This window comes from Mycobacterium sp. NGS54 (assembly GCF_059812465.1).
Genome location: NZ_JCALCS010000002.1, coordinates 114,671 through 139,356, shown reverse-complemented (window position 1 = coordinate 139,356; position 24,686 = coordinate 114,671). Strand labels below are relative to the sequence as shown.

Here is a 24,686-nt window from a genome sequence, read left to right as displayed (position 1 = left end):
GGCCAGGGCAGCGTTCGCGCGCGTGTCGGTCGACCACGGACGCCTGCATCGAGCCTCGCCGGACAGTCGCGAACTAGACGGGAGCATGCGACGTGGCCGTGGGACGCGAACTCGTCAGCGCCTTGGAGGGCAGACGGCGGATTCTCGTTACCGGCGCACCGCGGTCCGGCACCACCTGGACCGGCCGGATGATCTCCCACGCGCCCGGTATGGGCTACATCCATGAGCCCTTCACCCCGGAAAACGGCGACTTATGCGGCTTCGCCAACCCCATAAAAGTGAATTTTCAGTACATAACCGATGAGAATTCTCACCAATTCGACAACTACCTCGAGGGTCTGGTCGATTTCAAATACCCCTTGCGGACAAATCTTCTGCATGCCAGGAGCTCGCGGGAAGCGGCGCGGTGTCTATTGGCTTTTGCGAATCTTTCCACGCACAGATTGAGAAAAGATACGGCGGTCATGAAAGACCCGATCGCCGTGTTTTCCGCCCCCTGGTTGGCTCGGCGATTCGATATGAACGTCGTCGTCATGATCCGGCATCCCGCCGCGCTGTGTTCCAGTCTGAAGATTTTGAATTGGAAATTCGACTTCAACCACTTCCTGCGGCAACCGCAACTCATGCGCGAAACCAGATTGGCGGATTTTGAATCGGAGATCCGCTACTTCGCCGAGCATGAACAGGAAACCATCCCGGTGGGGGCCCTCCTGTGGAATTGCATCTACGCGGTGGTCAACGAGTACCGCACGCGCTATCCGGGGTGGCTGTTCCTCAAGCACGAAGAATTGTCCATGGATCCCGTGGGCAGTTTCCAAAAGATCTATACGGCGCTCGGCCTGGAATTCACGACCGGCGTCCAAACCGCCATCGAGGCCAGCTCGGGCGAGCAGAACCCTTCCGTACCGCCGCGGGGCGATGAATTCAGCATCAGACGAAATAGCAAGGTGAACGTCTCAAACTGGAAGAATCGGCTCAGTGACCGCGAAATTCTCACCATCAAAGAGCTGACGAGCGACGTATCGAGGCTGTTCTACTCCGACCTCGAGTGGTGATGTCGACGCTATGCGGCTTCGGTCCGCAGTTGAGACCTCAGTATCCGGTATTCCAATAGGCCGGCCCGCATCTGTTCGTAGATCGCCGAGCCGGGCAGGGAGAGGAAGTTCGCGACGCGGGCATTGCGGTCGCCGTATACCTCGGCCCAGGTATCGCTCGCTTGATCGCGCGAGGCCAGCACGTTCGCGGTAATGTCCCGGTCGCTTTCGGTGACGAAGCCCGAGCGCTTCAGACGCATCCTCACCTGGTCCCAGTCCTCGGGGCTCAGGAAGTCGGTGTGCAGGAACCATGCTCCGGGTCGGCAGATCCTGCGCACCTCACTCAGGAATTTCGGCAGGTTGCCGTACGAGTGTGAGGACTCCACGTTGACGACGGCGTCGCACGACGCGTCGGGCAGCGGGATGTTCAACGCATCGCCGACCCGGAAGTCGATCGGGCGCTTTACGTGCGTCTTGCTGCAGAAAGCGATCGCCTCCGAGGACATGTCGATGCCGATCACCTTGGCGCTGAACTTCTCCGCGACGAGCGCGGCGTTGCCACCGCGGCCGCATCCGATTTCGACGACCGTGCGGTCGTCGAGGTCGACCGGTCCGATGACTTCGAACACCAACCGGACCGAGTTGGCGTTGAAGGTTCCCGGGCGAATGGTGAATGCCGATTCGTCGTTCGAACCCAGAGACGCGTACCCGTAATTGAGGAAGAACGATGAATCGGCGACCCCGGCGTCCTCCAAGCGGCGGCTGAGCAAATTGTAAAAGCTTTTCCACCCGCCGGCGGTCGTAGAAAGTAGGTCGTCAGCGAGGTGCTCCGACATTGCAACGGGTGAATTATCCTTCGTTTCAACCTGCGCCGAAGGTTCGTTATGGCTGTCCATTTATGTCGCCCCAACCAGATCTGCGTTGACCCATGATCGGTCACATGGTGTCTTTATTGTGGATATTTTGATTCGGAATACACCCGGTTCAACGTGCCGCCCAATCAGGTTGCATGCTACACGACCGTCCGGCGCCCGCTAGGGGCTCAACCTTCGAGCGTTAGGCGTCGTAAATTCATGTGGTCGAGAGGCCGTCAGGGAGGCGCAATTTAGTACGGCGAGGCGGCCGACGAGGCGGAAGCCGCGTCGATGTGTGCCGTCTCGAGGCGGTGGTTTGGCGCCCGCACCGCTGAATGCGCGTGCCCGACGAGAGGCAGTAGTTTCCGGGGACCGCGCGAGCCTCCCGAGGCCGGCTCGGCAATTTCTCCTACCTATATATATGTGCGCGGGGGACGGCACGGCCCCACGCGCAACCGGTCGGTCCGGGCCGACGGCCCGTTTTCCTGCATGTTCTGCCCGCGCCGCCGGGGTGAGGGCGATGTCGAGGCCGGTAGGCGCCGGTCCACAGACCGCGGGTAGGGCAGACGGCGGCTAAACCGTACCAATAGTTCGCCTAGGCAACATTCCGGATGCGGTGGCGCCAGTAGATCCCCGCCTACCTCAAATTGCCCGAAGGCTTAGACAAGCTCTGTGGGGCTCCAGTATGGTTTAGAACTTGTTATACCCATGTCCAGTTAGACGGTCTGGAGACGCGGTGAGCACTAATCCGTTCGACGACGACGACGGCAGTTTTTTCGTCTTGGTCAACGACGAGGAACAACACAGCCTGTGGCCGGCGTTCGCCGACGTTCCGGCCGGCTGGCGGGTGGTGTACGGCGAAGCGGACCGCGCAGCGTGCCTGGACTACATCGAACAGAACTGGACCGATATACGGCCGAGAACTCTGCGCGAAAGGTTAGCGGCGGGACAGGGGTTTGATAGGTAATCCGGATGGAACTTGATGACCGGGCTCTCCCGCTGACGCGGGGACAGCTGGACATTTGGCTCGCGCAGGAAACGGGCCACTCCGGTACGGAGTGGCAGCTTGGCGTGCTTGTCCGATTCGACGGCACGGTGGACCGCGAGTTGCTTCAGCGGGCGATCCGTCACGTGATGCAGGAGGCCGAACCGGCCAGGGCCGCCGTCTTCGAGGTGGATGGCCAGGTCGTCCAGAGGGCGATCGATCACCCGGACTTCGAGGTCGCCTTCCACGATCTCAGCGACACACGCCATCCGGTGCAGGAAGCCCGTCGGATGGCATTATCGATCCAGCGCACGCCAATGCCCGCCGCCGGTCCGCTGTTCAATTTTGCTTTATTCCAGACATGGTCCGATGAATTCTATTTGTTCGGATGCTTCCATCATATGATCGTGGACGGCACCGGAATTACGCTTATCGCAAATCGGATTGCGACCGTGTACGCCGCAATTGTTTCGCACGAACCCATTCCCCCCGCTTTCTTCGGCTCGTTGGAGGACTTGGTTCGCGTCGAGTCGGAATACGAAACGTCCACCGATTACGCCGAAGATCAGGACTACTGGACCAGGAATCTGCCGCCGGAGAGCGGGCCACAGAACGGGTTTCTCCCGACCGCGGAGGAGGGGGAACGGTCCCAGCCGTCCGCGCCCGTTCGACTGGACCCCGTCGTGCTGCGCCGAGTTCAAGAACTCTCCGACGCGTGGAAGGTGCCGCGGTCGTCGGTCATCACCGCGGCCTGCGCCCTTTTGGTGCGCGGGTGGTGCGCCGACAGCTCAGAGGTGGTGCTCGAGTTTCCGGTCAGCCGGCGCGTGCGCCCGGAGTCAAAGACGCTCCCGGGAATGGTTTCCGGCGTGGTGCCGCTGGTGCTGAGCGTTTCGCCGCGATCCACGGTCGCCGGTTTTTGTGAGTATGTCGACGCGCGCATCCGCGAGGCGCTGGACCATCAGCGGTTCCCGGTGCACGCCCTCGAACGCAAGGCCGACCCGCGCGGGGCGCGACCCGATCGGGTGAGCGTCAATTTCATGCCGTCGAAAATGACGATGGACTTCGCCGGTGTCGCGGCGTCGGCGTCGTTCACGAATCCCGTTCAGGTGGGTGCCTTTGCGTTGATGTTCTCCGGCGGCGGCGACCAGCTTTTCCTCAGCACCGCCGGCGCCGGGAGCCCGCTCGCGAAATTCGAGGTCGCCGAATTGGCGAAGCGGCTGGGCCGCGTGCTGGTGGCGATGACCGCCGACCCGGGGCGGCGGCTCTCGTCGATGGGCCTGTTCGAGGACGCCGAGCTCGACGGGCTCGACGGATGGGGTAACCGCGCGGTGTTGAGCCGGCCGGCAACCGCTTCGCAGTCGATCCCGGCGATGTTCGCCACCCAGGCCGCCCGCGCGCCGGAGGCGGTGGCGATCACGTTCGGGCAATCGTCGTGGACCTACCGCCAGGTCGAGGAGGGCGCCGACCGGTTGGCTCGGCTACTGGCCGGCCACGGGGTGGGCCCGGGTCAGCGGGTGGCGCTGTTGCTGCCGCGATCGGCCGAGGCGATCGTGGCGATCCTCGCGGTGCTCAAGACCGGGGCGGCGTACGTGCCGATCGACCCGGCGGTGCCGGCGGCCCGCATCGAGTTCATGCTCGACGATGCCGCGCCGGTCGCGGCGATCACCGCCGCCGGCTTGGCCGACCGGCTGGACGGGCGCGATCTGATCGTCATCGATGTCGCCGAGCTGGCAAACCCCGCCGTCGGCCCCGAATCCGGCACGGCGCTGCCGGTGCCGGAGCCGGACAACGTCGCCTACCTCATCTACACCTCGGGTACGACGGGTGTGCCCAAGGGCGTGGCCATCACCCACCACAACGTGACCCGGCTGCTGGAGTCCTTGGACGTCGAGCTGTCGCCGGGGCAGGTGTGGTCGCAGTGGCACTCCTTGGCCTTCGACGTCTCGGTGTGCGAGATTTGGGGCGCACTGCTGTCCGGCGGGCGCCTCGTGGTCGTGCCCGAGTCGGTGGCGCGTTCGCCCGAAGATTTCCACGCGTTGCTGGCCAAGGAACAGGTCGAAGTCTTGAGCCAGACCCCGTCGGCGTTTTACGCGCTGCAAACCGCGGACGCGCTTGCGCCCGAGCTGGCACGTCAGCTCCAACTTCGTGCGGTGATCTTCGCCGGCGAAGCGCTGGAACCGCAGCGGTTGCGCAGCTGGCTGGACGACCATCCGGAAGCACCACGGCTGCTCAACTTGTACGGCACGACCGAGACGACGGTGCATGCCTCGTTCCGGGAGATCTTCCCCGAGGATGTGGACAGTTCCGCCAGTCCCATTGGCGTGCCGTTGGGCCAGTACGCGTTCTTCGTGCTCGACGGGTGGATGCGGCAGGTGCCGGCCGGGGTGGTCGGGGAGTTGTACGTGGCCGGCGGCGGCGCCGGGTGCGGCTATTGGCGGCGACCGGGTTTGACGTCGACGCGGTTCGTGGCGTGCCCGTTCGGCGAGCCCGGGGCGCGCATGTACCGCACCGGGGACCTGGCGTGGTGGGGCGCCGACGGGCAGCTGCGGTATGTGGGGCGCGCCGACGAGCAGGTCAAGATCCGCGGGTTCCGCATCGAGCTGGGTGAAGTCCAAGCCGCCCTCGCCGCCCTGGACGGCGTCGAGCAGGCCGTGGTGCTGGCGCGGGAGGACCGCCCCGGCGACAAGCGCCTGGTGGGGTACGTGACCGGGTCCGCCGAGCCGGCCGCCGCGCGCGCCGCGCTGGCCGAGCGGTTGCCGGCGTACATGGTGCCGGCCGCGGTCGTGGTGATCGACGCGGTGCCGCTGACGGTCAACGGCAAACTCGACAAGCGCGCCCTGCCGGCGCCGGAGTATCAGGACGTCGATCGCTACCGGGCCCCGGGCAACGCGGTCGAGGAGATCCTGGCCGACATCTACGCGCAGGTCCTCGGGCTGGAGCGCGTCGGGGTGGACGAGTCGTTCTTCGAGCTCGGCGGGGACAGCATCCTGTCGATGCAGGTGGTGGCGCGCGCGCGGGCCGCCGGGGTGGTGTGCCGGCCGCGGGACATTTTCGTCGAGCAGACCGTCGCCCAGCTGGCCCGGGTGGCCGAAGTGGCCACGGCCGACGCCGATTTCGGCGACGACGGCGTCGGTCCGGTGGACGCGACACCGATCATGCGCTGGCTGCGTGGCGTCGAGGGCCCGGTCGATCAGTTCAACCAGGCGGTGTCGGTGCAGGCCCCGGCGGGGGCGACGGAGGACGACGTGGTGGCGGTGCTGCAGGCCGTGCTCGATCGGCACGCCATGCTGCGGCTGCGGGTCGAGGACGACGGCGCCGGCGGCTGGTCGCTGACGGTTCCGGAGGCCGGCTCGGTGGATGCCCGCCGGTGCCTTCGCGCGGTGCCGGCGTTGTCCGACGAGACGGTGGTCGAGGCGCGGTCGCGGTTGGATCCGGCGGCCGGGCTGATGCTCAGCGCGCTGTGGGTCGGTGACACCGGGCAGTTGGTGCTGATCGTTCACCACCTGGCCGTCGACGGGGTGTCGTGGCGGATCCTGCTCGAGGACCTCAACATCGCCTGGGCCCAGCATCGCGGTGGGCAGGAGTTGGTGTTGCCGGCGCCGAGCACGTCGTTCGCCCAGTGGGCGTCGCTGTTGGCCGAGCACGCGCACCGCCCGGAGGTCGTGGCGCAGGCCGACGTCTGGCGCCAGATCGCGGCGGCACCCGCGGCGCTGCCGCCGGTGCGTCCCGAGGCGGACACCTATGCGAGCGCGGGCAACCTGTCGGCGCAGCTGGATGGCGAGACCACCCGCGCGCTGCTGGACGAGGTGCCGGCGGCGTTCCATGCCGGGGTGCACGAGATCCTGTTGATCGCCTTCGCCCTGGCGATGGCGGAATTCGTGGGCAGCGGCGGCGCCCCGATCGTCATCGATGTGGAGGGTCACGGGCGCCAGGAGGAACTGGCTCCCCATGTCGACCTGTCCCGCACGGTCGGCTGGTTCACCAGCAAGTATCCGGTGTCGGTCGCGGTCGGCGACCTGGACTGGGCGCGGGTGGTGGCCGGCGACGCCAGGCTGGGTGCGGTCGTCAAGGACGCCAAAGAGCAACTTCGCGCGCTGCCGGACGGCTTGACCTACGGGGCGTTGCGCTACTTGAACGCCGACGTCGACCTGGCCCCGTCCGACCCGCCGATCGGGTTCAACTACCTGGGGCGGCTCGGCGCGGCGGGCGAGGTGTCCGGCGATGTGTGGCGGCTCGGTCAGGGCGGCTGGTCGGTGACCGACGTCGCCGCGGCCATCCCCATGCCGCTGATGCACACCGTGGAGCTAAACGCCAGTACGGTCGACACCGACACCGGACCACAGCTGCACGCCCGCTGGACCTGGGCGCCCTCCACGCTGAACCACGCGCAGATCACCCGGCTGAGCCGGTTGTGGTTCGACGCGTTGGCCGGCATCTGCGCGCACGTGCGCGGCGGCGGGGGCGGGTTGACGCCCTCCGACATCGCCGCCGGTCTCAGCCAGCAGCAAATCGACGACCTGCAGCGGCAATATGCGGATAGCTGACGTACTGCCACTGACCCCTTTGCAGCAGGGGTTGTGGTTCCATGCAATCACCGCCGAGGGCGGCGACGACGTTTATTCGGTGCAGCTGGAGATCGCACTGAGCGGTCCGGTCGACCAGGACCGCCTGCGCGACGCGGTGCAGGCCGTGGTCGCCCGCCACCCCAACCTGGCGGCCCGGTTCTCCGACAAGTTCGACCAGCCGGTGCAGATCATCCCGGCCGATCCCGTGGCGCCCTGGCGCTTCGTCGACCTGCGTGGGGGCCGCCCGGACCTCGACGAGCAGATCCGGCAGGTTTGCGCGGCCGAACGCGCCGCGGTCTGCAATCTCACCAACCAGCCGGCCTTCCGCGCCGCGCTCATCGGCACCGCCGAGGACCAGCACCGGTTGGTGCTGACCAATCACCACATCGTGCTGGACGGCTGGTCGCTGCCGATCCTGGTGGGGGAGATATTCGCCAGCTATCACGGGCAGTGGCTGCCCGCGGCGGCGAAGTATCGCAGCTACGTGACGTGGCTGGCCGGTCGCGACCTGGATGCCGCCCGCGACGCGTGGCGCGAGGTGCTGGCCGGATTCGACACCCCCACGCTGGTGGCCCCGGCGAGCCGGTTGGGCCGGGGGCCGCGAGGCGTCGCGTCGTTCCGGGTGCCCGAGCAGACCACGCGGGCGCTCGGCGAGCTGGCGCGCTCGAGCCACACCACGGTCAGTACCGTGGTGCAGGCCGCCTGGGCCCAGCTGCTGATGTGGCTGACCGGCCGGCACGACGTCGCCTTCGGCACGACGGTCTCGGGACGGCCGCCCGAGGTGCCCGGGGCGGAGTCGATGGTGGGCCTGTTCATCAACACGGTGCCGGTGCGGGCCAGCATCACGGCGACCACCAGCACCGCCGACCTGCTCGATCAGCTGCAGAACGCCTACAGCCACACGATCGACCACCAGCACCTGGCGCTCAGCGAGATGCACCGCGTCACCGGCCAGGACCACCTGTTCGACACCATTTTCGTGTACGAGAACTACCCGCTCGACGCGGCCGCGCTGTCGGGCGGCCAAGGTGACCAAGGGCTGGCCATCACCGATTTCACCCACCGCGAGTACAACCATTACCCGCTCGCGGTCCAGGCCATGCCGGGCACCGAAATGGGTCTGCGGGTCGAATTCGACACGGGCGTGTTCGACGCGGCCGACATCGAGACGCTGATCGAGCGGTTCAAGCGGGTGCTGGCGGCGATGGCCGCCGACCCGGGCCGGCGGTTGTCATCGATGGACGTGCTCGACGCCGCCGAGCACGCGCAGCTTCAGAGGTGGGGGAATCGCGCGGGCTTGAGCCAGCCGGTCGGCGTACCGGTGTCGATTCCGGTGCTGTTCGGCGCGCAGGTGGCACGCACGCCCGAGGCGGTGGCGATCAGCGCGGGGGACCGTTTGTGGACCTATCGCGAGGTGAAGCAGGCGGCCAACCGGCTGGCGCACCTGCTGGCCGGCCAGGGTGTGGGTCCGGGGCAGCGCGTGGCGCTGTTGTTGCCGCGGTCGGCCGACGCGGTCGTCGCGATGTTGGCCGTGCTGAAGACCGGCGCGGCGTACGTGCCGATCGACCCGACGGTGCCGCCGGCCCGGATGGGGTTTGTGCTTGACGACGCCGCGCCGATCGCGGTGATCACGACCGCCGGGTTGGCCGATCGGCTGGCCGGGCGCGACGTGGCGATCATCGACATCAACGACCCCGCCATCGACGGCCAGCCCAGCACCCCGCTGCCGGCGCCGGCCCCGGACGACATCGCCTACCTCATCTACACGTCGGGCACGACCGGAACCCCCAAGGGCGTGGCGATCCCGCATCGCAACGTGACCCGGCTGCTGGAGACGCTGGACGTCGACCTGGAGCTGGCGGGGCAGGTGTGGTCGCAGTGCCACTCGCTGGCCTTCGACTTTTCGGTGTGGGAGATCTGGGGGGCGCTGCTCTACGGCGGCCGGCTGGTGATCGTGCCCGATTCGGTGGTGCGCTCGCCGCAAGACCTGCACGCCTTGTTGGTGGCCGAACAGGTCACCGTGTTGAGCCAGACCCCGTCGGCGTTCTATGCGCTGCAGAGCGCCGACGCGGCGCAGCCCGAGCCGGAACCCCGCCTCAAGCTCGAGGCCGTGGTGTTCGGCGGCGAGGCGCTCGAACCGCAGCGGCTGCGGGCCTGGCTGGACAACCACCCGGGTTTGCCGCGGCTGATCAACATGTACGGCATCACCGAGACGACGGTGCACGCGTCGTTCCGGGAGATCGTCGCCGGCGACGTCGACGGCGTCGCCAGCCCCATCGGCGTGCCGCTGGCCCATCTCGGATTTTTCGTGCTCGACGGGTGGCTGCGGCCGCTCCCGGCGGGCGTGGTGGGGGAGTTGTACGTGGCCGGGGCAGGGGTGGCGGACGGCTACGTGGGCCGGCCGGCGCTGAGCTCGACGCGGTTCGTGGCCTGTCCGTTCGGAGAGCCGGGACAGCGGATGTACCGCACCGGGGACCTGGTGTGGTGGGGCGCCGACGGGCAGCTGCGGTACGTGGGGCGGGCCGACAAGCAGGTCAAGATCCGCGGGTATCGGATCGAACTCGGCGAAATCCAGGCGGCGCTGGGCGCGCTGGACGGCGTCAAGCAGGCGGCCGTGATCGCCCGCGAGGATCGCCCCGGGGACAAGCGGCTGGTGGGCTACGTCACCGGACCCACGGATCCGGCGTCGTTCGCGGCGTCGGCGCGTGCGGCGCTGGCCGAGCGGCTCCCGGCGTACATGGTGCCGGCCGCGGTGATGGTGGTCGACGCGCTGCCGCTGACGGTCAACGGCAAACTCGACACCCGGGCCCTGCCGGCGCCCGAATACCAGGACGGCGGCCCCTATCGCGCCCCGACCAACGCGGTCGAGGAGCTGCTGGCCGGCATCTACGCGCAGGTGCTGGGCGTGCAGCCGCCGCGACTGGTCGGGGTCGACGAATCGTTCTTCGACCTCGGCGGGGATTCGCTGTCGGCCGTGCGCCTGATCGCCGCGGTCAACAGCGGCCTGGACGCCGGTCTTTCGGTGCGCACGCTGTTCGAGGCGCCCACGGTCGCCCAGTTGGCGACGCGGATCGGTGGGGATGACGCCCGGTTGGAGCCGTTGACCGCCGTGGAGCGGCCCGCGGTGATTCCGCTGTCGTTCGCCCAGAGCCGGCTGTGGTTCATCGACCAGTTCCAGGGCCCCTCGACGATCTACAACATGGCGGTCGCCCTGCGGCTGCGTGGGCGGATGGATGCCTTCGAAGAGGACGCGTTGGGCGCGGCGCTGGCCGACGTGGTCGTCCGGCAGGAGAGCCTGCGCACGCTGTTCGCCGCGCACGACGGCGTCCCGCGGCAGCTGATCGTGCCTCCCGAGCGGGCCGACTTCGGTTGGGCCGTCGTCGACGCCACCGGCTGGCCGGAAAGCCGGCTGGCCGAGGCCCTCGACGAGGTGGCCCATCACCCGTTCGACCTGGCGGCCGAGATCCCCATGCGGGCAAGGCTTTTCCGGGTCGCCGACGACGAACACGTGCTGGTGGCCGTGGTGCACCACATCGCCGCCGACGGCGCGTCGATCGCCCCGCTGGTGCGGGATCTCGGGGTGGCCTACGCCAGCCGCCGGGTGGGGCAACCCCCCGACTGGGCCGACCTGGCGGTGCAGTACGCGGACTACACGCTGTGGCAGCGCGCGCAGCTCGGCGATCTCGCCGACAGCGACAGCCGCATCGCCGCGCAGCTGACCTACTGGCAAGAGGCCCTGGCAGGGATGCCGGAGCACCTGCAGCTGCCCACCGACCGGCCGTACCCGCCGGTCGCGGACTACCGCGGCGCGAGCGTGTCGGTGGACTGGCCCGCCGAGCTGCAGCGGGAGGTCGCCCGGGTGGCCCGGGAACACAACGCCACCAGTTTCATGGTGATGCAGGCCGCCATGGCCGTGTTGCTGGCCAAGCTCGGCGCGAGTTCCGATGTGTCCGTGGGTTTTCCGATCGCCGGGCGCGGGGACCCCGCGCTGGACGAACTGGTGGGCTTCTTCGTCAACACCCTGGTGTTGCGGGTTGATCTGGCCGGTGATCCCAGCGTCGCCGAACTGCTCGCTCAGGTGCGGGCGCGCAGCCTATCCGCATACGAGCACCAGGACGTGCCGTTCGAGGTGCTGGTGGAAAGGCTCAACCCGACCCGCAGTCTGACGCACCACCCGCTGGTCCAGGTGATGCTGGCCTGGCAGAGCGGGCAGGGACAGAGCCCGACCGGCTTGGCCCTGGGTGGGTTGCAGGCCACGCCGCTGCCGCTGGACACCCGGACGGCGCGCACCGACCTGGCGTTTTCCCTGGGCGAGACGTGGACCGACGCCGGTGAGCCCGCCGGGATCGCCGGGGCGGTGGAATTCCGGACCGACGTGTTCGACGCCGCCAGCATCGAGACGCTCATCGAGCGGCTCAAGCGGGTGTTGGTCGCCATGACGGCGGATCCGGCGCGCCGGCTGTCGTCGTTGGACCTGCTCGACGAGGCCGAGCACGCCCGCCTCGACGAGGTGGGCAACCGCGCGGTGCTGACGCGGCGGGACCCGGCGGTGTCGATACCCGCGCTGTTCGCCGCGCGGGTGGCCCGCGCCCCGGAGGCGCCGGCGGTGACCTTCGGGGACCGGTCGATGACCTATCGGGAACTCGACGACGCCGCCAACCGGTTCGCGCACCTGCTGTCCGGCCATGGTGTCGGCCCCGGTGCCTGTGTGGCGTTGCTGGTGGAGCGGTCGGCCCAGGCCGTGATGGCCATGCTGGCGGTGCTGAAGGCCGGGGCGGCCTACCTGGCGATCGACCCGGCGCTGCCGGCGGCCCGGGTCGACTTCATGCTGGGCGACGCCGCGCCCGTCGCCGCGGTCACTACCGCCGGGCTGGCCGACCGGCTGTCCGGGCGGGATCTGACGGTCATCGACATGGACGACCCCGCCGTCGAAAACCAGCCCGCCACCGCGCCGCCGGCGCCGTCGGCCGACGACATCGCCTACCTGATCTATACGTCGGGAACCACCGGAACGCCCAAGGGCGTGGCCATCGCCCACCGCAACCTGGCGCACCTGGCGCCGTCGACGCCCACATCCCTGCCGGCGACACAGGTGTGGACGCAATGCCACTCGTATGCCTTCGACTTCTCGGTGTGGGAGATCTGGGCCGCGCTGCTCGGCGGTGGGCGGCTGGTGGTGGTGCCGCAGTCGGTCGTCGTCTCGCCGGACGATTTCCACGACCTGCTGGCCCGTGAACGCGTCAACGTGCTCACCCAAACCCCGTCGGCGGTGGCCGCCCTGTCCCCGCAGCGGTTGGAGGCGGAGGCGTTGCTGCTCGGCGGCGAGGCGTGCTCGGCCGAGGTGGTGGACCAGTGGGCGCCCGGGCGGGTGGTGATCAACGCCTACGGTCCCACCGAGGCCACGGTCTACGCCTCGATGAGTTCGCCGTTGCGGGCGGGGACCGGGGCGGCCCCGATCGGCGGCCCGGTGTCGACGGCGGCGCTGTTCGTCCTGGACGAGTCGTTGCGTCGGGTGCCGGCCGGTGTGGTCGGCGAACTGTATGTGGCCGGCCGGGGCGTGGGCGTCGGGTACGTCGGCCGGACCGGGCTGACCGCATCGCGCTTTGTGGCCTGCCCGTTCGCCGGCGCGGACGCGCCCGGGACCCGCATGTACCGCACCGGCGACCTGGTGCGCTGGCGCGCCGACGGGCAGCTGCAATACCTGGGCCGCGCCGATGAGCAGGTCAAGATCCGCGGATATCGCGTCGAACCGGGCGAAGTCCGGGCCGCGCTGGCCGCGTGCGACGGCGTCGAGCAGGCGGTGGTGGTCGCCCGCGAGGACCGTCCCGGCGACAAGCGCCTGGTCGGATACATCACCGGGACCGCGGACCCGGCCGCGGTGCGATCCGCACTGGCCGAGCGGCTGCCGGCCTACCTGGTCCCCGCCGCGGTGGTGGCGTTGGCGGCGCTGCCGTTGACGGTCAACGGCAAGCTCGACACCCGGGCCCTGCCGGCACCGGACTACGAGGCCACCGACCGTTACCGCGCACCGACCACCCCGACCGAGGAGATCCTGGCCGGCATCTATGCCCAGGTGCTGGGCGTGGAGCGGGTCGGGGTGGACGACTCATTCTTCGACCTGGGCGGGGATTCGCTGTCGGCGATGCGTCTGGTCGCTGCGATCAACAGCGGCCTGGGCGCCGCCGTCGCCGTGCGCGCCGTGTTCGAGGCGCCCGCGGTGGCCCAGCTGGCGACGCGCATCCACGGCGGCGAGGGCGTGCTGGAGCCGTTGGTGGCCGCCCCGCGGCCCGCGGTGGTTCCCCTGTCCTTCGCGCAGAACCGGTTGTGGTTCATCGACCAGTTGCAGGGCCCGTCGCCGGTGTACAACCTGGCGGTCGCGTTGCGGCTGCGTGGGCCGCTGGACGCCGACGCGTTCTGCGCGGCGCTGGCCGATGTGGTGGGCCGCCACGAAAGTCTGCGCACGTTGTTCACCGCGCCCGACGGAATACCGCAACAGCTGGTGCTGCCCGCCGAGCGGGCCGACTTCGGCTGGGACGTGGTCGACGCGACCGCGTGGTCGCCGGGCCGGCTGCAGGAGGCCATCGAGGAGACGGCGCGGCACAGCTTTGATCTCGCCGCCGAGATCCCTTTGCGCGCAAAGCTTTTCCGCATCGCCGATGACGAACACGTGCTGGTCGCCGTGGTGCATCACATCGCCGCCGACGGCCTGTCGATCCCCCCGCTGGTGCGTGACATCGCCGTGGCCTACGCCAGCCGCTGTGAGGGGCAAGCCCCCGGTTGGACGCCGTTGCCGGTGCAGTACATCGACTACACGCTGTGGCAGCGCGCGCAGTTCGGCGATCTCACCGATCCCGACAGCCCGATCGCCGCGCAGCTGGAGTACTGGCAACAAGCCCTGGCGGGCATGCCCGAGCGCCTCGGCCTGCCCACCGACCGGCCCTACCCCCCGGTGGCCGACCAACGGGGCGCCAGCGTGGCGGTGCATCTGCCCGTCGAGTTGCAGCGGCAGGTCGTGCGGGTGGCCCGCGAACACAACGCGACCAATTTCATGGTGATGCAGGCGGCGCTGGCGGTGCTGCTGGCCAAGCTCAGCGCGAGTTCCGATGTGGCGGTGGGGTTCCCGATCGGCGGGCGCCGCGACCCCGCGCTGGACGAGTTGGTCGGCTTCTTCGTCAACACGTTGGTGTTGCGTGTGGACCTGACCGGCGACCCCAGCGTCGCCGACCTGCTCGCGCAGGTGCGGGCGCGCAGCCTGGCCGCCTACGAGCACCAAGACGTGCCCTTCGAAGTGGTCGTCGAGCGGCTGAACCCCACCCGATCGCTGACGCACCATCCGCTCGTGCAGGTGATGCTGGCGTGGCGGACCCTGCACGACACCACCGGCGACCCCACCGCCCGGTTCGCGTCGGGGGAGCTGGAGCTCACCCAGATGCCGGTGGACACCGGCACCGCGCGCATGGACTTGGCGTTTGCGCTGGAAGAGCACTTGGACGCGGACGGCGAGCCGGCCGGCATCGGCGGGGTGGTGGAATTTCGCACCGACGTGTTCGACGCGGCCAGCATCCAAACCCTGGTCGAGCGTTTCCAGCGCGTGCTGGTCGAGATGACCGCCGACCCGACCCGGCAAGTGTCGTCGATCGGCGTGCTCGCCGACGTCGAGCGCACCCGGCTGGCGGACTGGGGCAACCGGGCGGCGCTGACCGAGCCGGTGGGCCCGCCGGTGTCGATTCCGCAGCTGTTCGCCGCGCAGGTGGCCCTGGTGCCCGACGCGGCGGCGGTGACCTGCGAGGGCCGCTCGCTGACCTACCGCGAGCTCGACGACGCGTCAAACCGGTTGGCGCACCGGTTGGCGGGCGGGGGCGTGGGGCCGGGCCGGCGCGTGGCGCTGCTGGTGCCCCGCTCGGCCGAGGCGATCGTGGCGATCCTGGCGGTGGTGAAGACCGGGGCGGCGTACGTGCCGATCGACCCGGCGGTGCCGGAGGCCCGGATGCAGTTCGTGCTCGGCGATGCCGCGCCGATCGCCGCGATCACCACCGCGGAGTACCGCCCGCGGCTGGCCGGACGCGACCTGCTGATCGTCGACGTCCAAGACGCCGCGGATTCCGCCGGTGACCCCGACGTCGACGCCCGCCTCGGCGCCGCACCGTCGGTGGCCTGCCCGGACGACGTCGCCTACATCATCTACACCTCGGGGACGACCGGAACCCCGAAGGGCGTGGCGGTCCCGCATCGCAACGTGACCCGGCTGCTTGCGACGCTGGCCGGCGACATGGAGCTCGGCGGCCGGGTGTGGACGCAGTGCCACTCGCTGGCGTTCGACTTCTCGGTGTGGGAGATCTGGGGCGCGCTGCTCTACGGCGGCCGCGTGGTGGTGGTGCCCGACTCGGTGGTGCGCTCGCCCGAAGACCTGCACGCGCTGCTGGTGACCGAACGGGTCAGCGTCTTGAGCCAGACGCCGTCGGCGTTTTATGCCTTGCAGGCCGCCGACGCGTTGCAGCCCGAGCTGGGGTCTCAGTTGGAGCTGGAGGCCGTGGTGTTCGGCGGCGAGGCGCTCGAACCGCAGCGCCTGCGCGCGTGGCTGGACGCTCACCCGGCCCGGCCCCGGTTGATCAACATGTACGGCATCACCGAGACGACCGTGCATGCCTCGTTCCGCGAGATCGTCGCCGACGATGTCGACGTCGCCGTGAGCCCGATCGGGGTGCCGCTGGCGCACCTCGGTTTCTTCGTGCTCGACGGGTCGTTGCAGCCGGTGCCGCCCGGCGTGGTCGGGGAGTTGTACGTCGCCGGCGCCGGGTTGGCGCACGGCTACATCGGCCGCGCGGGTTTGACCGGGACACGGTTCGTCGCCTGTCCGTTCGGCGGTCCGGGCGCGCGCATGTACCGCACCGGGGACCTGATGTGCTGGGGCGCCGACGGGCAGCTGCGGTACATGGGCCGCGCCGACGAGCAGGTCAAGATCCGCGGCTACCGCATCGAGCTGGGTGAGGTCCAGGCGACGTTGAACGGCCTGGACGGCGTCGAGCAGGCGGTGGTGATCGCCCGCGAGGACCGCCCCGGCGACAAGCGCCTGGTGGGGTACGTGACCGGGGCGGTGGACCTGGCCGAGGTGCGTGCCGCGCTAGCCGACCGCCTCCCGGCATATATGGTTCCGGCCGCCGTGGTGGCGTTGGACGCGCTGCCGCTGACGGTCAACGGCAAGCTCGACACCCGCGCCCTGCCGGCCCCGGAGTATCAGGACGTCGACCACTACCGCGCCCCGGCTGACGCGGTCGAGGAGATCCTGGCCGGCATCTACGCCCAGGTGCTGGGGCTCGAGCGGGTCGGGGTCGAGGAGTCATTCTTCGAGCTCGGCGGGGACAGCATCCTGTCGATGCAGGTGGTGGCGCGGGCGCGCGCCGCCGGCGTGGTGTGCCGGCCGCGCGACATCTTCGTCGAGCAGACCGTGGCGAAGCTGGCCCGGGTGGCCGGGGTGGTCGCCGACGACGCCGAGGTGATCGACGAGGGCGTCGGCCCGGTGGTGGCCACCCCGATCATGCGCTGGTTGCGAAGCGTCGACGGCCCGGTGGGCGAGTTCAACCAGACGGTGCTGGTGCAGGCGCCGGTGGGGGTGACCTCGTCCGACGTGGTTGCGGTGCTGCAGGCCCTGCTCGACCGGCACGCGATGTTGCGGCTGCGCGTCGACAGCGACGACACAGACGGCGCCGACGGGTGGTCGGTGACGGTGCCCGAACCCGGTTCGGTGGACGCGCGCGGCTGCCTGCAGACGGTGGATGTGCTCTCCGACGACGCGGTTTTGACGGCGCGCTCGCGGCTGGACCCGGCCGCCGGGGTGATGCTCAGCGCGCTGTGGGCGCCCCCGACCGGCCAGTTGCTGCTGATCGTTCACCACCTGGCGGTCGACGGGGTGTCGTGGCGGATCTTGCTCGAGGACCTCAACCTGGCGTGGGCCCAGCACCGCGGCGGGCAGCAGGTGGTGTTACCGGCGCCGAGGACGTCGTTCGCCCGGTGGGCCGCGCTGCTGGCCGAATACGCCCACCGCCCCGAGGTGGTGCAGCTCGCGCCCGCGTGGCGGCAGATCGCCGCGTTGCCCGCGCAGCTGCCGCCGGTGCAACCGGCGGTGGACACCTACGCGACCGCCGGCAACCTGTCGGTGGAGCTGGACGCCGAGACCACCCGGATGCTGCTCGGTGAGGTGCCGGCGGCGTTCCACGCCGGGATCCACGAAATCTTGCTCATCGCATTCGCTTTGGCGTGCGCCGAGTTCTTGGGGACCGGCGCGCCGGTCGTGATCGACGCGGAGGGGCACGGGCGCCAGGAGGAGCTGGACCCCCATGTCGACCTGTCGCGCACGGTGGGATGGTTCACCACCAAGTATCCGGTGGCGCTCGCGGTGGGCGGGCTGGACTGGGCGCAGGTGCTGGCCGGCGACGCGGGGCTCGGGGCGGTCATCAAAGACGCCAAAGAGCAGCTTCGGGCGCTGCCGGACGGTTTGACCTACGGGGTGCTGCGCTACCTGAACAGCGACGTCGACCTGGACGGCGCCGACCCCACGATCGGGTTCAACTACCTGGGGCGCCTGGGCGCCGCGGCGACCGAGGTCTCCGGCGACATCTGGGAGATCCGCCAGGACGGCTGGTCGGTGACCGGTGTTGCCGCGGCGACTCCGATGCCGCTGATGCACACCGTGGAGCTCAACGCCGGCACCCTGGACGCCGAGACGGGTCCGCGCCTGCGGGCGGGCTGGACGTGGGCCCCGTCGGCCCTGGATCAGGCGCAGGTCGGCCGGCTGAGCCGGCTGTGGTTCGACGCGCTGGCCGGCATCTGCGCGCACGTGCGGGGCGGCGGCGGCGGGTTGACGCCGTCGGACATCGCGCCCGCGCGGCTGAGCCAGCTGCAGATCGACGAGCTCGCGCGCCAGTACCGCATCGCCGACGTGCTGCCGTTGACCCCGCTGCAGCAGGGGCTGCTGTTTCACGCCAGCACCGCCCAGGGCGGCGACGACGTGTACGCGGTGCAACTCGACGTCGCGCTCAGCGGCCGGCTCGACCAGCACCGCCTGCGCGACGCCGTGCACACCGTCGTCGCGCGCCACCCCAACCTGGCGGCCCGCTTCAGCGCGCGGTTCGAGCAGCCGGTGCAGGTCATCCCGGCCGATCCCGTGGTGCCCTGGCGCTATGTCGACCTGAGCGGGGGAGATGCGGACCTCGACGAGCAAATCCAGCAGGTCTGCGCCGCCGAACGCGCCGCGGTCTACGACCTGGCCGATCACCCGGCCCTGCGGGTCGCCCTGATCCGCATCGCGGAAGACCGGCACCGGTTTGTGCTGACGAATCACCACATCGTGCTGGACGGGTGGTCGCTGCCGATCCTGCTCGGCGAATTGTTCGCCAGCTACTACGGGCAACGGCTGCCCGCGGCGGGTTCTTATCGCAGGTTCGTGTCCTGGCTGGCCGGTCGCGACCTGGATGCCGCCCGCGCGGTGTGGCGGGAGACGTTCGCCGGCTTTGAAGCCCCCACCCTGGTCGGGCCGCCGGATTGGTTCGGGCTGGGCCGGCGCGGCGTCGCAACGTTCCGGGTGCCCGAGGAGACCACGCGGGCGCTGGGCGAGTTGGCGCGCTCGCGCTACACCACCGTCAGCACGGTGCTGCAGGCCGCCTGGGCGCAGCTGCTGACGTGGCTGACCGGCCAGCGCGATGTCGCCTTCGGCGCCGTCGTCTCGGGGCGGCCGGCCGAGGTGCCGGGCGCGGACTCGATGGTGGGCCTGTTCATCAACACGGTGCCGGTGCGGGCGACCATCACGCGGGAGACCACCGCCACCGACCTGCTCGATCAACTGCAAGCCGACCACAACCGCACGCTGGACCACCAGCACCTGGCGCTGAGCGAGGTGCACCGCGTCACCGGCCACGGAAGGCTCTTCGACACCGTTTTCGTCTACGAGAATTACCCGGCCGACGCCGCCGCCTTGTCGGGGACCGACGGGTTGGCCGTCACCGAGATCCGCAACCGCGACTACTACCACTACCCGCTGACGGTCCAAGCGGTGCCGGGCCGCGAATTGGAACTGCACGTCCAATTCCGCGCGGACGTCTTCGACCCGGCCGACATCGAGGCACTGATCGAGCGGTTCAAGGAGACGTTGGTCGCCATGACCACCGACCCGGCGCGACCGTTGTCGTCGGTCGATGTGCAGGACGAGGGGAAGCACGCGCGCGCGGACAGGTCGAACAACCACGCGCCGGCGGCCCAGCCGGCGGTGTCAGGACCCCGACACCACCACCACAACGGCGACGGTCCCCACGCCCCGACCAGCCTCGTCGAGCAGATCTTGACCGGCATCTACGCGCAGGTGCTCGGCGTGGACCGGGTCGGAGTCGACGAGTCGTTCTTCGACCTCGGCGGGGACTCGCTCGCCGCGATGCGGGCCACCGCCACGATCAACACGGCCCTCGACGCCAACCTCGAGGTGACCGCCCTATTCGAGGCACCGTCCGTCCGGCGCTTGAGTCAGCGGTTGGGCGGACATGCCCGCTCGGTGGAAGAAGTTCCCGTCATCCCGGATCTGTAGAACCGCCCGCGGCTACCACATGGACGGCACGAGGCGATAGCGAACCTTCTGCGTGTATTCGCGGTAGCCGTCCAGCTCCTTTTGGAGCAGCTTCTCCTCGTCGCGGATGCGTGAGGCCAGCACGAGCAGGCCGGGAACGACGAAAACCAGTCCCCAGTAAGAACCGAGCGCCAGGGGGATGCCGACCATCATGATCACGTTGCCGGTGTACATCGGGTGGCGCACCAGCCCGTAGAGGCCGCTGGAGACGACCTTTTGGTCCGCCTGCACCTGGACGGTCGCCGAGGCGTAGCTGTTCTGAATGATCACCATCGCCACCACACCCAGGCCAATCGCGACCAGAACGTCTCCGACCACGCAGATCGCCGTCGGCACCGGCGACCAGCCGAAGCGATGGTCAAGCGCGCTGACCACGACCATCGCCGCCAGCGACGCGTACAAGCCGGCGATGATGACCCGCTGCGCCATCCGGCCCTCGGCCGCCGGCCCGCCGCGCATCCGGGCCTCGAGCGCGGCAGGGTTCATGCGCAGCAAATACACGGCGGGGATCCAGGCCGAGACGCCGACCACCACCAGAAAAACCCATGCCTGCCAGTAATTGAATGTGCCCGCCGGAAAAAACAGCATCGCGCCGAACACGACAAACTCAACAACCGCGAAGACCAGCATCTTAGGAATGGTTTTCACCCATCCTCCTTCGTCCGTCCGTACGGCACGCCAATAGCGCGGCCTTCGCGCCGGCGAGCACGCCGGCGGCACAGACTGAAACTACCGTCGCCTACCCGGCGGATGTGGGCGAATGTGTCATTGCCCCGCACGAAGTCCGGCGAGCGTGCCGAAGTGACGTCGAAGGCTTATGGGATTAAGGGCGCAGGTGCTGCTGCGCGACCCGCAGCAACGCAAAATCCGTCTTCGGCGGCAGCACGGGCGCGCATTCCCGGGGCGCGTCTTGGCAGGAACCGCCGCGCCGCAGCTTCTCGATCGCCCCGAGCACCTGGCGACCTACCGACATCTGATACTCACGCAGGTACTGCACGCGGCGCGGGTCATCCTCCGTCAAGTGGTGGGTGAGCGGATGCTGGGTCTTCCAAACCGCGTCCTGCGCGGCTTCCCCGACGGCTACCAAAAAGTCGTCCTCGTCCATGCTCCCCCGATCGCGCGTCACGCATCCAGTATCGCTAATTCTCCATCTGAGAGCGGGTTTTAGCAATTCTTGTACCCGGCATTTCGCTATTAAACATCCGTCTAGTGAGAATGGATCCAGTAAACATTTTCACGCTGACAACTATCGACCGAAAATGACGGCGGGTCCGGACGTTTCGAACTGATCGCCCTGCATAACATGGCAACTGGTACCGGCGCCGCCGGACGGAAGGGTGGATGGTACGAGTCCTTGGGCTCCGCGAGGGCAAATTCCTTTTGGAGGCTGCCAAATTGCCCATGACGCAAATTCCGATTTTCACTTTGTTTGCCGACCGGGACGCCGGCGGGCGGGGGCAATTCGGCCTCACCAGCCCTAACCGGGGGCGAAGCGGCGGGCGCGGGGGAGCCGCGGCAATTGCGGACGCGTGTCTTTCCGCGGCGCCGGCGACCCGGCGCGAATCCGGGCCCGGCGGCGCGCCACGCCCACGCGGCCGGCCACCCGAGGCATGCCGCGGCGCGGGCGTCCGCCGCGGCGCGTAATAACGACCTTTCCCGTGGACGCGCCTGAAGATACGCAAAGTTGGGAATGCCGCGTCTAATCGTGACTTAGGATGGATTGAGGCGGAATCAGATGAATGACGTTATGTGTGCCGATCGTGACCGGTGTTGGCATCAGCGACCGCGGTGTGTGGCGACGCGGGCGCTGGGACGTCGGATAATGGCTCTTCCCGGCCTGCCGCCGCGGGTGCGAAACACGTTGGACCAAATCTCGTGAAACGTTGTAAGGCACGTGTACAACGGGATAGGTTTTCACTTTGGTCAGTGGATTGTGATCGTCGTCGTATGGAGGCCTACGAGCCCGAGGCGGTCTTCGGAGGTCAGCCATGTCGTATCTGATCGCGGCGCCGGGTGCGCTCGCGGCGGCGGCGGCGAAGGTGGCGAGTATCGGCTCGTCGGTCAGCGCCGCTAACGCGGCCGCGGCCGCCCCCACCACCGGTGTGATCGCCGCAGCTGGCGACGAGGTTTCGGCGGCGGTCGCGTCGGTGTTCTCCGACGCCGCGAAGCAGTTTCAGGCATTAAGCGCTCAGGCAGCGACTTTTCAATCCCAGTTCGTGCAGGCCCTGACCGGATCGGGCGGGGCGTATGCCGCCGCCGAGGCGACCAATGCGGCCAGCATTTCGCCTTACTCGATTTTCGCGCCGATTTGGAACGCGGTGGCGGACGCCTCCGGGCCGTCCCCGCCGCCCAGGACGGACGTCCTCGGGACCGTGATGTACGAGTTGAACCAGACCAGCCAGCAGCTGGTCGGGGCCCCGCTGTTCTTCGACGGGGCCGACGGCACGCAGACCAGCCCGAACGGCCAGAACGGCGGCTTGTTGCTCGGCAACGGCGGCAAGGGCTGGGACTCCACCCTCGCCGGCGTGGCCGGCGGCAACGGCGGGCAGGCCGGGATCTTCGGCAACGGGGGTGCCGGCGGGCTGGGCGGCGCTGGCGCGGCCGGGGGCAACGGCGGGGCCGCCATTTGGGGCGGCAATGGTGGGGCCGGCGGGGCCGGCGGCGCCTCCATCACCTCCGGCATCAACGGTGGTAACGGCGGGGCCGGCGGGCCCGGTGGATTCCTGTCGGGTGTCGGTGGCGTCGGCGGCGCCGGCGGGAACGCAACCGACGCGACCGGCGGCACCGGCGGAGCAGGCGGCAACACGGGCTTCCTCGGGGGCGCCGAACTGGGCGTGGGCGTTCCGCAGGGCGGTACCGGCGGGGCCGGCGGCCTGAGCCTCACCGGCCAGGGCGGCGACGGTGGGGCCGGCGGAGCCGGCTTCGCGTTGGGCGGCACCGGTGGGGCGGGCGGCCAGGGCGCCACCGGCGGCAACGGCGGCTCGGGCGGTGTCGCGTTCAACCTGGGGTGGGGAACCGCGACCGGCGGGACCGGCGGCGCGGGTGGCATCGGCACGGTCGGCGCCGGGGGGAACGGCGGTCACGGCGGCGGCGCGATCATGGGGCCCTACAACTTCACCGTCGACACTTTCAACGGCCTGGCGATCTACCCGCCCGAGTGGGGCACCGCCACCGGCGGGCTCGGCGGCACCGGCGGCTTCGGGGTCACCGTCGGCGGCACCGGCGGCCAGGGCGGCACCGCCCAAAACTATTTGGCGACGGGGCATTCCATCGGCGGCACCGGCGGGACCGGCGGCGGCGGCGCCATCGGCGGCAACGGTGGCAACGGCGGCAACGCCTACTCGATCACCGCGGGCAACACCACCGTCGGAACCGGCGGCGCGGCCGGCGGGTTCGGCGGGACCCCCGGCAACCCCGGGCAGGTCATCACACCGTAGCGACGGCCGATGCCGCCCGCCCCGTAGGCTGAAGGCCCATGAACGCCTTCCCGCGGGCACCGATCGAGACGTCGCCGCTGGCCTGGCTGGACGCGGTGGAGGAGCGGCGCCGCGAGGCCGGGCTGCGTCGCTCGCTCCGCCCGCGTCCCGCCGTCACGACCGAGCTGGACCTGGCGTCCAACGACTATCTCGGCCTGTCCCAGCACCCCGACGTCATCGAGGGCGGCGTCGCGGCGCTGCGCATGTGGGGCGCCGGAGCCACCGGCTCTCGCCTGGTCACCGGCGACACCGAGCTGCACCAGGAATTCGAGACCGAGCTCGCCGAGTTCGTGGGCGCCGCCTCGGGCCTGCTGTTCTCCTCCGGCTACACCGCCAACCTGGGAGCGGTCGTCGGCCTGTCCGGCCCCGGTTCGCTGCTGGTGTCCGACGCCCTGTCGCACGCCTCGCTGGTGGACGCCTGCCGGCTGTCACGCGCCCGGGTGCTGGTGACTCCGCACCGCGACGTGGCCGCCGTGGACGCGGCCCTGGGCTCCCGCGACGAGGAGCGCGCCGTCGTAATCACCGACTCCGTGTTCAGCGCCGACGGCTCGCTGGCCCCGGTGCGCGAACTGCACGAGGTGTGCCGCCGTCATCGCGCGCTACTCATCGTCGACGAGGCGCACGGCCTCGGGGTGCGCGGCGGCGGGCGCGGGCTGCTGCACGAGCTCGGGCTCGCGGGCGCCCCCGACGTCGTCGTGACCACGACGCTGTCCAAGGCGCTGGGCAGTCAGGGCGGCGTGGTGCTCGGGCCGGCGCCGGTGCGCGCCCACCTGATCGACGCGGCCCGGCCGTTCATCTTCGACACCGGCCTGGCGCCGGCGGCGGTAGGCGCCGCGCGGGCCGCGCTGCGCGTGCTGCGGGCCGAGGCGTGGCGGCCGGACGCGGTGCTGCGCCACGCCCGCTACCTGGCCGAAACCTGCGACGTGCCGGAAGAACCGCAGTCGGCGGTGGTTTCGGTGATCCTGGGTGACCCGGGGGTGGCGCTGGCCGCCGCCACCGCCTGCCTCGACGCCGGCGTCAAGGTCGGCTGCTTCCGGCCGCCCACCGTGCCCGCCGGGACGTCGCGGCTGCGGCTGTCCGCGAGGGCGTCGCTGGACGCCGACGACCTCGAGACCGCGCGGCGGGTGCTGACGGACGTGCTCGCGGGACGTGTTTAAGGCGC

The 24,686-nt window shown here is 69.7% G+C and carries 9 protein-coding genes; 6 read left to right on the top strand and 3 right to left on the bottom strand.

What is annotated here, in order from left to right; genetic code table 11:
• The first annotated feature begins 92 nt into the window (after nucleotides 1-92).
• Complete coding sequence (locus tag AC5Y5E_RS05480) at nucleotides 93-1,055, top strand: sulfotransferase (protein WP_499901976.1); 963 nt, start codon at nucleotides 93-95, stop codon at nucleotides 1,053-1,055.
• An 8-nt stretch (nucleotides 1,056-1,063) separates the two neighbouring features.
• On the opposite strand, the gene AC5Y5E_RS05475 is transcribed toward AC5Y5E_RS05480, so the two are convergent.
• Nucleotides 1,064-1,804 carry a class I SAM-dependent methyltransferase gene (locus AC5Y5E_RS05475; protein WP_499901975.1) on the bottom strand — a complete coding sequence of 247 codons (741 nt, stop codon included), beginning with the start codon at nucleotides 1,802-1,804 and terminating at the stop codon, nucleotides 1,064-1,066.
• Nucleotides 1,805-2,624: 820 nt separating this feature from the next.
• Between AC5Y5E_RS05475 and AC5Y5E_RS05470 the strand changes: the two genes are divergently transcribed.
• From AC5Y5E_RS05470 to AC5Y5E_RS05460, 3 genes are read left to right on the top strand one after another with little or no spacing between them, the layout of a single operon-like run.
• Nucleotides 2,625-2,855: an MbtH family protein gene (locus tag AC5Y5E_RS05470; RefSeq protein WP_499882317.1), complete on the top strand. Its 231-nt coding sequence runs from the start codon at nucleotides 2,625-2,627 to the stop codon at nucleotides 2,853-2,855.
• A 5-nt stretch (nucleotides 2,856-2,860) separates the two neighbouring features.
• Nucleotides 2,861-7,417, top strand: coding sequence for an amino acid adenylation domain-containing protein (locus AC5Y5E_RS05465; RefSeq protein WP_499901974.1), 4,557 nt, complete (start codon nucleotides 2,861-2,863; stop codon nucleotides 7,415-7,417).
• Entirely contained in the window at nucleotides 7,404-20,009 is a 12,606-nt protein-coding gene (locus AC5Y5E_RS05460) for a non-ribosomal peptide synthetase (RefSeq protein WP_499901973.1), read from the top strand. The genes AC5Y5E_RS05465 and AC5Y5E_RS05460 overlap by 14 nt, the downstream gene beginning before the upstream one ends.
• Nucleotides 20,010-20,021: 12 nt before the next feature.
• Here AC5Y5E_RS05460 and AC5Y5E_RS05455 read toward each other — a convergent pair whose 3' ends face one another.
• Together AC5Y5E_RS05455 and AC5Y5E_RS05450 are read right to left on the bottom strand one after the other, a co-directional pair.
• A complete protein-coding gene (locus AC5Y5E_RS05455; RefSeq protein WP_499901972.1) occupies nucleotides 20,022-20,696 on the bottom strand; it encodes a methyltransferase family protein in 675 nt (224 codons plus the stop codon).
• A gap of 175 nt (nucleotides 20,697-20,871) precedes the next feature.
• Nucleotides 20,872-21,153, bottom strand: a complete 282-nt coding sequence (locus tag AC5Y5E_RS05450; RefSeq protein ID WP_499901971.1) for a hypothetical protein — start codon at nucleotides 21,151-21,153, stop codon at nucleotides 20,872-20,874.
• A gap of 883 nt (nucleotides 21,154-22,036) precedes the next feature.
• On the opposite strand from AC5Y5E_RS05450, the gene AC5Y5E_RS05445 reads away from it, so the two are divergent.
• Entirely contained in the window at nucleotides 22,037-23,485 is a 1,449-nt protein-coding gene (locus AC5Y5E_RS05445) for a PE family protein (protein WP_499901970.1), read from the top strand.
• A gap of 38 nt (nucleotides 23,486-23,523) precedes the next feature.
• A complete protein-coding gene (locus tag AC5Y5E_RS05440; RefSeq protein WP_499901969.1) occupies nucleotides 23,524-24,681 on the top strand; it encodes an 8-amino-7-oxononanoate synthase in 1,158 nt (385 codons plus the stop codon).
• Nucleotides 24,682-24,686: the final 5 nt, after the last annotated feature.